13 protein-coding genes and 1 pseudogene are annotated in these 12,732 nt (G+C 39.1%); 8 read left to right on the forward strand and 6 right to left on the reverse strand.

Annotated elements, in window-relative coordinates:
• Window positions 1-68: 68 nt before the first annotated feature.
• Entirely contained in the window at window positions 69-1,121 is a 1,053-nt protein-coding gene (locus tag KQ486_RS02980; RefSeq protein WP_216686758.1) for a Fe(3+) ABC transporter substrate-binding protein, read from the reverse strand.
• Between the two features lie 278 nt (window positions 1,122-1,399).
• Between KQ486_RS02980 and KQ486_RS02985 the strand changes: the two are divergent.
• From KQ486_RS02985 to KQ486_RS03005, 5 genes and pseudogenes are all read left to right on the forward strand, one after another.
• A pseudogene (locus KQ486_RS02985) lies at window positions 1,400-2,132 on the forward strand (glucose 1-dehydrogenase).
• A 305-nt stretch (window positions 2,133-2,437) separates the two neighbouring features.
• Window positions 2,438-2,887, forward strand: a complete 450-nt coding sequence (locus KQ486_RS02990) for a hypothetical protein (protein WP_216686759.1) — start codon at window positions 2,438-2,440, stop codon at window positions 2,885-2,887.
• A 469-nt stretch (window positions 2,888-3,356) separates the two neighbouring features.
• Window positions 3,357-3,938: a TetR/AcrR family transcriptional regulator gene (locus tag KQ486_RS02995; RefSeq protein WP_274236430.1), complete on the forward strand. Its 582-nt coding sequence runs from the start codon at window positions 3,357-3,359 to the stop codon at window positions 3,936-3,938.
• A gap of 87 nt (window positions 3,939-4,025) precedes the next feature.
• Complete coding sequence (locus tag KQ486_RS03000) at window positions 4,026-4,379, forward strand: DMT family transporter (protein WP_212370561.1); 354 nt, start codon at window positions 4,026-4,028, stop codon at window positions 4,377-4,379.
• Window position 4,380: 1 nt separating this feature from the next.
• On the forward strand, window positions 4,381-4,695 hold the full coding sequence (locus tag KQ486_RS03005) for a DMT family transporter (RefSeq protein ID WP_212370563.1): 315 nt from the start codon (window positions 4,381-4,383) through the stop codon (window positions 4,693-4,695).
• 73 nt (window positions 4,696-4,768) lie between these two features.
• Here the strand turns inward: KQ486_RS03005 and KQ486_RS03010 are convergent, their stop codons facing one another.
• Complete coding sequence (locus tag KQ486_RS03010) at window positions 4,769-5,698, reverse strand: glycine betaine ABC transporter substrate-binding protein (protein WP_216686760.1); 930 nt, start codon at window positions 5,696-5,698, stop codon at window positions 4,769-4,771.
• A 271-nt stretch (window positions 5,699-5,969) separates the two neighbouring features.
• Here KQ486_RS03010 and KQ486_RS03015 point away from each other — a divergent pair, with 271 nt between their 5' ends.
• The gene (locus KQ486_RS03015) at window positions 5,970-6,185 is read left to right on the forward strand and encodes a DUF6366 family protein (RefSeq protein WP_375713313.1); all 216 of its coding nucleotides are present in this window, start codon (window positions 5,970-5,972) and stop codon (window positions 6,183-6,185) included.
• Window positions 6,186-6,255: 70 nt separating this feature from the next.
• Here the strand turns inward: KQ486_RS03015 and KQ486_RS03020 are convergent, their stop codons facing one another.
• The 3 genes from KQ486_RS03020 to KQ486_RS03030 form a co-directional block, all read right to left on the reverse strand.
• The gene (locus KQ486_RS03020) at window positions 6,256-7,506 is read right to left on the reverse strand and encodes a CynX/NimT family MFS transporter (RefSeq protein WP_216686762.1); all 1,251 of its coding nucleotides are present in this window, start codon (window positions 7,504-7,506) and stop codon (window positions 6,256-6,258) included.
• A 2-nt stretch (window positions 7,507-7,508) separates the two neighbouring features.
• Window positions 7,509-8,198 (reverse strand): FadR/GntR family transcriptional regulator, encoded by a 690-nt coding sequence (locus tag KQ486_RS03025; RefSeq protein ID WP_216686763.1) that lies wholly within the window; start codon window positions 8,196-8,198, stop codon window positions 7,509-7,511.
• A 184-nt stretch (window positions 8,199-8,382) separates the two neighbouring features.
• Entirely contained in the window at window positions 8,383-8,577 is a 195-nt protein-coding gene (locus KQ486_RS03030) for a CsbD family protein (protein ID WP_216686764.1), read from the reverse strand.
• Between the two features lie 201 nt (window positions 8,578-8,778).
• Here KQ486_RS03030 and KQ486_RS03035 point away from each other — a divergent pair, with 201 nt between their 5' ends.
• Complete coding sequence (locus KQ486_RS03035; RefSeq protein ID WP_212371294.1) at window positions 8,779-8,931, forward strand: small acid-soluble spore protein P; 153 nt, start codon at window positions 8,779-8,781, stop codon at window positions 8,929-8,931.
• 436 nt (window positions 8,932-9,367) lie between these two features.
• On the opposite strand, the gene KQ486_RS03040 is transcribed toward KQ486_RS03035, so the two are convergent.
• Window positions 9,368-11,626, reverse strand: coding sequence for an ATP-binding cassette domain-containing protein (locus KQ486_RS03040; RefSeq protein WP_216686765.1), 2,259 nt, complete (start codon window positions 11,624-11,626; stop codon window positions 9,368-9,370).
• A gap of 312 nt (window positions 11,627-11,938) precedes the next feature.
• On the opposite strand from KQ486_RS03040, the gene KQ486_RS03045 reads away from it, so the two are divergent.
• Window positions 11,939-12,712, forward strand: a complete 774-nt coding sequence (locus tag KQ486_RS03045) for an SDR family NAD(P)-dependent oxidoreductase (protein WP_216686766.1) — start codon at window positions 11,939-11,941, stop codon at window positions 12,710-12,712.
• Window positions 12,713-12,732: the final 20 nt, after the last annotated feature.

The raw sequence follows: 12,732 nt of genomic DNA on the forward strand, positions 1-12,732 counted from the left end.
TGCACAATTTTGTAAGGAAAAATAGTTAAATCAGGCTGCTTAATTTATAAACAACCTGACCAACTGTCTTATTTCCAATTTACTTCGTTGAAAATCTTCACTGCTTCTGCATTGTTTTCACCGAGTTTGGATAAGTTGATATCCTGTTCTTTAAACTCGCCCCACTCTTTTAATGTGTCGGCAGGTTCTACCTCAGGGTTTGCAGGATATTCATAGTTTGCACTCGCAAATTGTTCCTGTACTTCTTTAGAAGAAAGGAATTCAACTAGTTTAACAGCATTTTCTTTGTTTTTAGCATGTTTCGTTACCCCGATACCACTAACGTTCACGTGCGTTCCAGTCGTATCTTGGTTCGGGAAGAACACGCCTAATTGTTCAGCGACTTTCACTTCTTCTTGATCATCTGAATTTAACATTCCGCCAAGATAGTAAGTGTTCATGACAGCAATGTCACCTTCACCTGCTGCTACGCCTTTAGCTTGGTCACGGTCGCCACCTTGTGGTTCACGAGCCATGTTTTTGACAATACCTTCAGCCCATTGCTTCGCATCTTCACGGCTGTCCAACTCAATAAATGAAGCAACAAGAGACTGGTTGTAAATGTTTTCAGAAGAACGAATCAAAATACGATCTTCCCATTTTGAATCTGTTAAATCTTCATAAGTAGATAGTTCACTTGGGTCAACACGGTCTTTATGATAAACGATCACGCGTGCACGTTTCGTCAATCCAAACCATGTGTTGTCCTCGTCAGTTAGTTTTTCAGGAATATTTTCACTTAAAACATCGCTTTCAACGCTCTGCAACAAGTCTTGCTCTTTCGCACGATGTAAACGCCCAGCATCTGCTGTGTAGAATAAGTCAGCTGTTTGCTCGCCTTCACGTTTCATACGTTCAATTAGCTCATCAGCACTACCTTCAATGACGTTCACTTTAATTCCCGTCTCATCTTCAAACTGTTTATAAAGCTCATCATCAATATCATAATGACGACTCGTATAAAGGTTAATTTCTTTTTCCTTCTCTGACTCATCTCCACCGTCAGTGGATTCTCCACCACAAGCAGCTAATGTAATCATTGATAAGAACAGAAAGCTATAAAGCAATACTTTTTTGTACATGGTATATCGTTCCCTCCTAGAATGCTTGTTGGTAATGATAATCATTCTCAATCTCAAATATTATTATCTTATGTTTAAATTGATAAGTCAATGAATTTTTAACGACTTTTTAATAACTTTAAAACGATTATCTCCTTGTAGTACATTCCGAATTTTTCGATTAAAAACACTTTACCTAAGCAGAGCAAAATAATTGAACGAGCTTCCATATTCGTTTTAAATGAAAGTGTAAAGACATCGAAGAAATCTTGCACACTATTATTCAAGGAGGATTAACTATGAGTCGTTTAGCAAATAAAGTAGCAATCATTACTGGGCAGCACAAGGTATGGGTGCATCCCACACAAAGTTATTCATTGAACAAGGAGCAAAAGTCGTACTAACAGACTTGAACGAAGAAAAAGGCGAGGCATTAGCAACTGAACTGGGCGAAAATGCTCTTTTCGTGAAACAAAATGTAACGTCTGAAGAAGATTGGGCGACTGTCATTGAGAAAACAGAAGAAACATTTGGCCCAGCCAACATACTAGTGAATACGCTGGAATTACAATGGCAAAAAGCCTGTTCGACCTTACATTGGAAGAATACAAGCGTACGGTTGAAATAAACCAAGTATCTGTATTCCTAGGAATGAAAGCAGTAGCACCATCTATGAAAAAAGCAGGTAGCGGTTCAATCGTTAACATCTCTTCAATGAACGGCCTAGTTGGAGGAGCAATCGGCTATACAGATACGAAGTTCGCCGTTCGCGGTATGACAAAAGCAGCTGCTCTTAACTTGTCGCCAATGGGCATTCGCGTAAACTCTGTACACCCAGGTGTCATCGCTACACCAATGGTTGTTCAAGAAGATACAAAAGCAGCGGTGGAAGAGTTCTCGAAAAGCATTCCATTGAAGCGTGTCGCACAGCCTGAAGAAGTATCCAACATGGTGCTATTCTTAGCATCTGATGAATCTAGCTATTCAACAGGTTCAGAATTTGTAATCGATGGCGGATTGACTGCACAGTAAACACAATTGTAAGCTGTGAACGATCAATAATACGGTCACTGACTTCGGTCTAAGTAGTTCCCTTGCGGTAGAAAATTTAAATTAGAAGCGTAAATAGCAAGCTAATTAACATTCAAATTGGTTTGCTATTTTTTATTGATAAAAGGATTTTATACAATTTAACAAGAAAATTAGCATAATATTTAGCACCTAGTTTATATTATAGGCTTTTTTTGGTAATATAAGTGTAATATTTAGAAAATTATGTTTTTTAACTAACAGGGCAGTTATGTGGAATAAGAAATTTTTGGGGGGAGAAGACGTGTGTGAATAAACTATTAAAAATAATGGGTGTTGTTCTTGTTGCTATCATGATATTTATTGTCGGTTATTTAACAGGTAGTATAAACACAAACGAAGTGACGAAGGAAATAAGAATTGGTTATCAGAACAGTAACCACCTCAATCGAGTTGATTATTACAATATTTTCACAGATGTAGAAAACCCATCAATAATTGAAAGGTTTCTTATGATTTATATAAACAAAGAGAAAACAGAAAATGTAAATGTAGATGAAGATAATCCAGATATATATATTGAAGTAAACAATCCAAAGGCTTCGGTAGGTTTAATTGACTCAAAATTATGGTTCACAGATGAAGGAGCAATTATAGGTCGCCGCATTGGACCAGATTGGGGCTATATGAATTTTTATAATATTGATAAAGGTGACGCTGCCTATATAAAGGAGACAATTGAGTACGAGCAAGGATAACACTATTCAATTATCGAGGGCTTTAGTGTAATAAGTAGGTATAAAATAAACGCAGTAAGAATTCTTGAAGAATTACCCTGCGTTTTTGTGTGTTATTCAATTACCTTGTGTTTTCTTTATATAAACACAACCCCATTTAATATGTGATTTGCATTTTTCTCCACGGTAAGTGAACTACTTAGACTTCGGTCGGTGCCTTTTTTTATAGTTAGGTTGCTTAACACTGAAAAGTAGCGGGTTAACACTGAAGGTTCGAGAATTAACACTGAAACTCCGTGAGTTAACACGGAAGGTTTACGGATCAACACTGAAGATGCGCTAATTAACACTGAAGGATTCACATGAATGCAGTAGCAAATCCGCTCGTCTTTATTATGAAGTGGAAACATATCGATCTTATCAGTTGATTTTCCTAAAAATCGGTATATAATTGAAATGAATGACAGTCAGTCATTTCGGAAAGAAGGGCGTGAGTCGCATCGATAAAAAAGAACGAATCATTCAATCGGCAATTGATGTTTTCTCCGAAAAAGGAATTGAAAAAGCAACAATTTCAGAGATTGTAAAGAAAGCGGGTATTGCTCAAGGGACTTTTTATTTATACTTTTCTTCTAAATTAGCAGTTATGCCTGCGATTGCTGAAGTGATGGTCAACAAAATACTAGAAGGTCTTAATAAAAAAGTAAGCGGTGGCCCTATTCAGCAGCAGATCAATGATATCATTCATGTCATTTTCGATTTAACAGAAACATATAAAGAGCTTACGAAACTGCTATACACCGGATTAACACAAACGCAGTATGTAGGTAATTGGGAAATTATCTATGCCCCTTTATACGAATGGATAGAAGAGCTATTGCGAAACGGGATGAAAGACCAGGTAATTGATTCCGAACTAAATGTGAAATATACTGCTAAAATTATAGTCGGAACGATTGAATCAGCGGCAGAGCAAGCATATCTTTATGATCAGCAAGAGACAGAGGCTGTCAAAGAACACCAAAAAGAATTATATTACTTTTTGATCAAAGCTTTAGGCGCTCACACGTAGCGTCCTTTTATTTTATCTGAAAATGACTGACGTTCATTCACTAAAAATTTAAATTAAATCTAATCACATATGAGGAAGGAAATTTTTATGAAAAGAGCTTGGTTTTATGTCAGCTTAACAAGTTTATTAGAATTATTTTGGATTTTCGGATTCAACGTCGCTTCTGCTTGGTGGCATTGGGCAATTATTATTCCTATCATAGTCTTAGACTTTATTATTCTCTCAAAAGCATGTGAGTCATTACCGACAGGAACGGTGTATGCTGTTTTCGCAGCTGCCGGCGCAGTTGGTACTTCGCTAATGGATGTCTTTATTTTTGGAGAATCGTTCAGTGCGGAAAAAGGATTATTTATCAGTATCCTTGTCATCGGCGTTATTGCTTTAAACCTAGCAGATCAAAAACCTGAATCAAAATTAGAACCTGAACAAGGAGGTGCTTAATATGGGTTGGGTTTACGTATCTTTTGCAGCCATACTCGAATTAGTTGGCGTTATTGGGTTAAATAAATTCAGCGAACGGAAAACACTTTTTAACACATTACTCTTTTTCGGTGGTTTCGGCGGCGCATTTCTATTTCTCTATACATCCTTTAATTATCTTCAGGTCAGTGTAGCTTACGCCGTTTGGATCGGCATAGGAACCGCGGCTGCAGTAATTGTAAACATGATTTTCTTTAATGAATCAAAGAGCTTAGGACGAATCATCAGTTTAATCATTATAATTATTGGCGTAACAGGATTAAAAGCCGTCTCTTAAGAATTATTACGATGAATTATGAAAAACGACTCGAACTCATTAGAGAGTTCAAGTCGTTTTATTTAAATGCTCATTATTTTGCTGGCTCTAGATCTTCAATCGAGTTAATATCCATATATTCGGGAACGACTAAACCGATTTTAGCTCCGGTAAGGTTTTCACCTAAGTCGTCAAAGTTACCTTCGTGTTTATCATAGAATGCTTTCGTTGTAATAGGCATCCAAACCGCTAATGTTGCATCGGCATCGCCGCTTGCAACCGATTCATAAACAATTGCCAAATCAACAGGTGTTACGGTAACATCATAGCCATATTCTTCTAGTACTTCTGCCACAACATAAGTCGCTGATAGTTCAGAATCCCATTGTGTTGATGTCAATTCTATCGATTTTCCATCTGTTTTCTCAACACCTTCTGTCCACTTCGCTACTTTGTCTGGATTATCTTTTACCCAACGCTTGGCGACATCCTTCAAATCATCGCCCGTTTGGTGAGTCTCATACATAATCCCTTCCATATCTTCGATGTCCCATTGAAATTGATCAATTAGTTTATATGCATTAGGCATATCTTCTTTTAGTCCCTTACGTGCAAGGGTTTTAATCACTTCTTCGTCACCATAAACATTATCAGGGTCTTCTAAATACTTCATGTCTGGATACTTCGCAAAAATCCAATGCGGATTCCAGCCTGTAATAATAATTGGTTCTTCCTTTTCTATAGCATCATCAAGTGCTGCTGTCATAGCAGTGGTTGATGATTGCTCAAGCTTCCAACCTTCTAAATTTTCATATTCATCAATGGCTTTTTCAGTTGTCACAGTAATGCCTGCACCTGGCTCTATGCCAATAATTGTATGGTTTACTTCTTCACTGTAATTAATATCCTGGTCTTCTTCCTCTGTAGCCACATCTTCAGATTGGCAACCTGCAACAAACAATGTCAAAACGATAAGAATCAAAAATGCAAGATTAAATGTGTTGAATAGTTTTGTCTTAAACAATTTTGTTTCCAGCTTCCTTTTCTTGTTGTCACTAGCTTGTTTCTAGCGTGAGTTAACTGAATGGCATTGATTGAATATGATTCTAGCTCGTGTATTTTTACATACACATCTATTACTAGTCTAACATATTTTTGAATCCCATATTTTTCCTTCACGCGGTACTCCTTAATCATAAATAAAGAGGGTAAAAGTCAGAATATAGCAGCCTTTGTATGTTAAAATTGTTTCTAAATATTATGAAATATATTATATGAAGATTAGGTGGGATCAAGTGGGAAGTGAACATGGAACACCTGAAAAAAGAAGAGAACGATTAAGACAACAAGAATGGAAAGATAATCCTCAAGGCGTTTCAAAAGATTCTTGGGAGAGAGGAAGACATGGAAGTCTCGTTGATTTAGTTGGCGCTCTAAGTTGGAAAGGCACTGGAATACTTCTTCTTGTCATGATATTAGGCTTTATCGTCTATGCTGTTTTCTTCCGATAAAGTTAGCTTTAACTAAAGAAGATTATACAAAACAACGCTTAGGCAATCGATACCCAAGCGTTGTTTTAGATTAATTAACTCCAGCTAAATCTCTTTTATGTTGTTGTTTAGATCGATCGGAGACTAATCCTTCCTTACCAGAAATAACACCTGCGATTAGAATGATGATTGAAATTACGATTAAAAATGCGATTGGCATCGTCCAGCTACCGCTTATGTCATACAATGTACCGACAAAGACAGGACCGACTGCAGCTAACAAGTAGCCAAATGATTGCGCCATTCCTGATAATTCAGCCGCTTCTTTCCCGTCTCTCGTTCTCAACGTAAAGAACATCATGGATAGGCTGAAGCAACTTCCTCCAGCAACCCCGAGTAAAATGGCTGATATTGGAACGAACGCCATACTACCGAGCAACAATCCAGAAAACCCGATAATAAACAGGACAGCAGCTCCAATAGCCAAACCGACCTGATTCTTCATTTTCTCGGCAACCATTGGCATGACAAGTGTCGTCGGAATGATGGCTGCTTGTAATAGAAAGACCATCCATCCCGCTGTACTAGCGTCATAACCAATTGAGTTCAATACGTCCGGCATCCACGTAATTAATGTATAAAAGGCTAAAGACTGTCCGCCCATAAATACCGTCACAGCCCACGCTAACGGAGAACGCCATAAATTCGTTTTTGGCTGAGTATGTACATTCACTTCCGCGTTCGAATCATCCTTTTTGCGTAGTTGAGGAAGCCAGATGAGCAACGCGATGACAGCAAGCAATCCCCATACACCTAGCGCACCTTGCCACCCCATATTGCCAATCGAGGAAGCTGGTACACTCAATCCAGAACCTAATGCGCCAAAAATATTCATAAATACAGCATAGATACCCGTCATGAGCCCAATTCTAAAAGGAAAACTCATTTTAATAATTGCTGGTATTAAAACGTTACCGACGGCAATCGCCAAGCCGATAAACAAAGTTCCGATAAATAAAAAGCCAATGCCTGTAATAGAGCGGATCGCAATCCCAACGATCAGCAACATCATCGACAAGCCGATTGTCCATTCCATACCGATTTTTCTTGCGATCTTCGGTGTAAATGGTGAAAATACCGCAAAAGCTAACAACGGTAATGTTGTAATTAAACCTGCGACAGAGTTACTAATTCCGAGATCATCGCGGATAAATGTAATCAATGCCCCGACTGAAGTAATAGGTACCCTTAAATTTGATCCAATTAAAATAACACCAATTAATAATAGCCAACTGGCTTTTGTAGTGTTGTTGTCTGTTTGTATTCCTGTTTGCTTACTCAAAACTACTCCTCCGTCATCTTCAATATGTAATCTTTTAATACCTCCATATCATTCTCGACATACATTGCAGCAGACGCTTGATCCTGCTTTTGAATCGCATCCAATAAATTCAGGTGAAGTCCTTGCTCCAACTGAAAAGAAGGCTGCATCGCCAAGAAATCATGGACAAATGAATATAATAAGTCGGTCATATGCTCATATAAATCAATCAGCAACTGATTGCCAGAAGCTTGAACGATCGCTTTATGAAATTCAATATCAGAAGTGATAAATTGATCTATGTCTTCTTTTTCAGAAGCAACTTTAGTTTCGGAAACACTCGCTTCAAGCTTAGCCAAGTCTCCTTCCGTTCGACGTTCGGCAGCCATTTTAGCGGCTTGTTTCTCAAGCGCAAACCGTACTTCAAGCGTCTCCATCATTGTTGATTTTTTCACATGACGCTTTAATGCGGCTCCTAGAACACTCGTTGACCGAACAAGTGTGCCACTCCCTTGTTTTGTTTCCAATAAACCAGCATGCACTAATGCCCGAATCGCTTCTCTTAATGTGTTGCGACTCACGCCGAACTTATCCATTAATTCCATTTCAGGCGGAAGTTTTTCTCCTACCTTCCATTGTCCTTGTTCAATTAATTGCTCCATCTGTTCAGCAACCTGTTCCACCAATGACAAACGATTTATTTTCTGGATCATTTCGTTCCTCCATAAAAGTTGTAGGATGATTGGTACATAGGATATTGTACTGGAGAGAAATGACTTTGTAAATAAAAATCGGTTGTTGGGTGTCGTGTTTGGAAAAAGTGCATAAAAATAATTTTTTACATAAAAAAGCAACCTGCTGAATTATCAACAGATTGCTTTTCATAACTTAACTTTATTATTTTTCATCATCATCGCTGAACTTATCTTTCAAATCGCCATATTTCTTTTTGGCTTCACCTTTTACTTGATCTTTTTTACCTTCGATTTCTTTCGAAGTATCGTCTGTCAATTCACCATATCCCTCTTTTGCTTTACCTTTCGCCTTGTCCATTGAACCTTTTACGTTTTCTTCAAAACCTTTATCTGACATATTAAATCCTCCTTGTTGTGCAATGTTCAGGTTGCAATCATAATCAGTAAAAGCTTTTAAAGCTTACATTTTTTATTTATCCGTTATGGAGGATTGGTAAACATGGGTCTAGCTGAATCACGAGCCGAAATCTTGGTTTTACAGCGTATAGATTGCACTCTTTATCAAAAGCTATCCATAACTAAGTGAAGGAGGATAAATATGAGCGGAAAACCGAAAGGACCAAAACAACAGAAAGAACCAAATTTACCGAAAAGCCCAAAGCAGCCATATGGAGAACCTATGAAAGGTTCACATAAAGTAAAACAGCAAAATCATTCAGGTCAAAAACAAAAAACAGATCATGATATGTAGCATTTGAAGTATAAAGACAAATCCCGTGCCGTTTAACGGTCATACGGGGTTTATTTTTGTGCAGTCAATTGGGAACCGCAATTTTCCTACATATATATTCCTGATATACTTTCTATCAATTATGGAAATAATTTGAACGTTTATCATGAGGGGGACGCTATTTTTTAGCTCCCCTTTGGTTAGTGTGCACCTCTATTCAAAGATAGAGCACGATTTTTGCACGCTACCCTTGATTAGAACATCTCTATTCGAAGAAAGAGCGTGATTTTTGTACGCTATCTTTGATTAGAACGCTTCTATTCAAGGATAGGACAGGATTTTCGCGTGCTATCTTTGATTAGAACACTCCTATTCACGGATAGAGCGTTATTTTCGCGCGCTACCCGCGATTAGAATACTCCAATACTCTTTTGATCCATTCTATAAAAATAACTTCTCAATCCCTCAACCACTTTGCCGTCACTGTATCAGCTGTTGTCATCTGTTCTGGGTTGCCTTCAAATATGATTTCTCCCCCATGTTTTCCTCCACCTGGTCCGAGTTCAATGACCCAGTCACTTGCAGCAATAAAGTCGACATTGTGCTCGATAACAATGACCGAGTTTCCACGTTCTACGAGTTGTTGAAACACGGCGAACAGTTTGTCGTTGTCTTGTGCGTGTAATCCTAACGATGGTTCATCTAAAATATAAATTTGTCCTTCTTTTTTTAGATGGCTCGCCAGTTTCAATCGTTGTACTTCGCCACCACTTAACGAACTCGTCGTCTGTCCTAGGGTTAAATACTCTAGCCCGACTTCTCTTAACGTATTGACGAGATGGTTGATTTTTGGCCGATCGAAAAAGTCTTTTGCTTCTTCAATCGTTAGCTGCAATATGTCTACGATATTTTTCCCTTTGTACGTATGTGAAAGAGCTTCATCTGAATACCTCGTTCCACCACACGCTTCACAAGTCACTGAGACGGGATCGGCGAAGGCTACATCCGGCTTCGTAATCCCTTTACCATCACAAACTGGACAGGCACCTAACGAATTAAAACTAAATAATCCAGCAGGTTCGCCCGTTTCGCGCGCAAAAATTGCCCGAATATCATCCATGATTCCCATGTACGTGGCAAGTGTTGAGCGACTGGAGATGCCAATCGGAGCTTGACTCACCATAATCGCATCCGGATATTTCTCAGGAAATGCTTCAAGCATTAACGAACTTTTTCCAGAACCAGACACGCCACAAACCGAAACGAAGACATTTTTCGGAATATCAACTGTGAGATTTCTTAAGTTATTCATCGACGCATGTTTGATCGTGAAAGTCTCTTGAAACCGACGTGGTTTTGAATTGATCTCAAGTGTTTTCTGAAGCGTCGTTGCAGCTCCTGATTCTTCCAATCCTTCCTTGCTTCCTTGAAAAATCACTTCCCCACCATGCACACCTGCACTAGGCCCCATTTCAATGATCTCATCGGCAACCTTGATGACCGATAGATTATGTTCAATCACAATAACTGTGTTGTGTTCCTCTTTGATTCGTTTCAACATTTGAATGAGCAAATCAACCTCTTCAGGGTGTAGACCAGCAGTCGGTTCATCAAAAATAAACGTCATGTTGTTCAAACTACTCCCTAAATGACGTGCAATTTTTACACGCTGGGCTTCCCCGCCCGATAGTGATTCCATCTTTCGGGATAAGCTTAAATAGCCCAATCCTAAATCTACGAGCTGTTTTACGGATGGAATAGTTTGTAAAGCAATCGCATGCCCAATTGGATCATTGATTTTTTCAAGCTCTACTAATAAATCCGTGAGCTCGAGCGCATCATAATCAGCAATATTGAATCCATTAATTTTTGATTCAAGCACTTGTGGATTCAGTCCAGACCCTTGGCAAGTCGGACAAGATGTACGCGTCGTCATCGCCAGCACGTCATCAAGAGTTGTTTGAGCAAGCTTGGAGACATCCCGGTTAATATAAAGACGAGTAAAACGTGGCAATAGCCCGTCCCATTCATGAGGCTGCGGACCATGCTTCGTATGAAACGGTGCAAACACCCGCTCACCTTCAGGAGGCCCATAGATAAATAACTGATAATCTTCCTCCGAGAAGTCCTTAATCGGTATATCCGGGTTAAACAAACCGCCCGTAATCATCCACCTACCTTGCCAGCCTGATGGTGACAATGGTTTAAATTGTACCGCGTACTCCCTTAATGACTTATCTTCATCAACTAACTTGTTTACATCAGGTGCGACAATTTCACCAAAGCCATTGCAAGACGGGCACTGTCCAAATGAACTTTGGCTGGAAAAGTCCGTTGCCGTCTCTATCGGCGGATCGCCAATGCGTGAAAAAAGCAACCGGATCAATGGATCGACATCCATATACGTACCAACCGTCGAACGGGAATTTCCACTCACCGGTCGCTGTTCAATAACAACCACTGGACTTAAATGCTTCAGTAAATCCGCTTCAGGCCGTTCATACCGAGGCATTTGGTAACGAACATACATCGGATAATTCATCGTCATTTGCCTTCTACTTTCTGTTGCAAGCGTATCGAAGACGACTGAACTCTTTCCTGAACCGGAAATACCGGTAAACACCGTAATTTGTTCCTTTTTAATGTTAAGGTCGATATTTTTTAAGTTGTTTGCTTTCAAACCACGTAAAATGATTTCATCTTTTGCATTCGACATATGATCATCCTTTCAGACGGACCATCCATGCATATTCTTGCATGCATTTTAGCATACTCTGTAAACGAAAACTCCCTTTATCATTGCTGCCTTTTCCCTTTTCTACCTACATAAATCACCGTCACTGAATACAAAAAATCCAATCCTATTTTTTGTGAGGATGAAACCATATGTTCGATATGAAATTTTCGTCATGATATCTTTGAACATGTTACAAACTATGTCTTACACCGATAGGATTCTGAAGTGTTTAACTTCTAACGATTAAGAGAAAACATTTTATAAATAAAATCTAGAAAGGAATTTCTCATGATGACAAACTTATTAAAAGGTAAAGCTGGCTTAGTCACTGCAGCTGGTTCAGGAATCGGACGAGCAAGTGCGGTCGCTTTAGCAAACGCTGGAGCGAAAGTAATGGTCTCTGATATAAGTGAAGAAGGCGGACAAGAAACGGTTAATATTATTAAAGAAAATGGAGGAGAGGCACAGTTTTTCAAATGTGACGTCAGTGATGAAGAGCAAGTGAAAGCGTTAGTTGATGAAACGGTAACCGTGTTCGGTAAACTCGATTTTGCGCACAATAATGCAGGCATTAACGCTGGACAAGTAAAGATTGGCGAAATGGACGCAAATGACTGGGACAAAACAATGAAAATCAATCTATATGGTACTTTCTATAGTGTCAAACACCAAGTGAACGCAATGCTTCAATCCGGTGGCGGTTCGATTGTTAACACCGCTTCAGGTGCTGGATTAGAAGGTTCACCGAATATGACACCATACACCGCATCAAAGCATGGCATTGTAGGCCTAACAAAATCAGTGGCTCTAGAATACGGAAAACAAAATATTCGCATCAACGCCATTGCACCTGGTGCAACGATTACACCTGCCATTGAAGGTTGGGCAAAAAACCATCCTGAACAATATAACGGTGTATTGGAGTCATTACCTGCCGGAGAAATGTCTACACCGGAAGATCAAGGGAATGTTGTGATGTTCTTATGCTCTGATTTAGCAAGACAAATTAGTGGTGTGACGATACCGGTTGACGGTGGTTATACAGCCGGAAAGTTACAGCAGTAATGTAGTTGAAGAGGTAGAAA

Origin of the sequence: Allobacillus halotolerans, from assembly GCF_018967645.1 — a bacterium.
Taxonomy (GTDB): domain Bacteria; phylum Bacillota; class Bacilli; order Bacillales; family Alkalibacillaceae; genus Allobacillus; species Allobacillus halotolerans.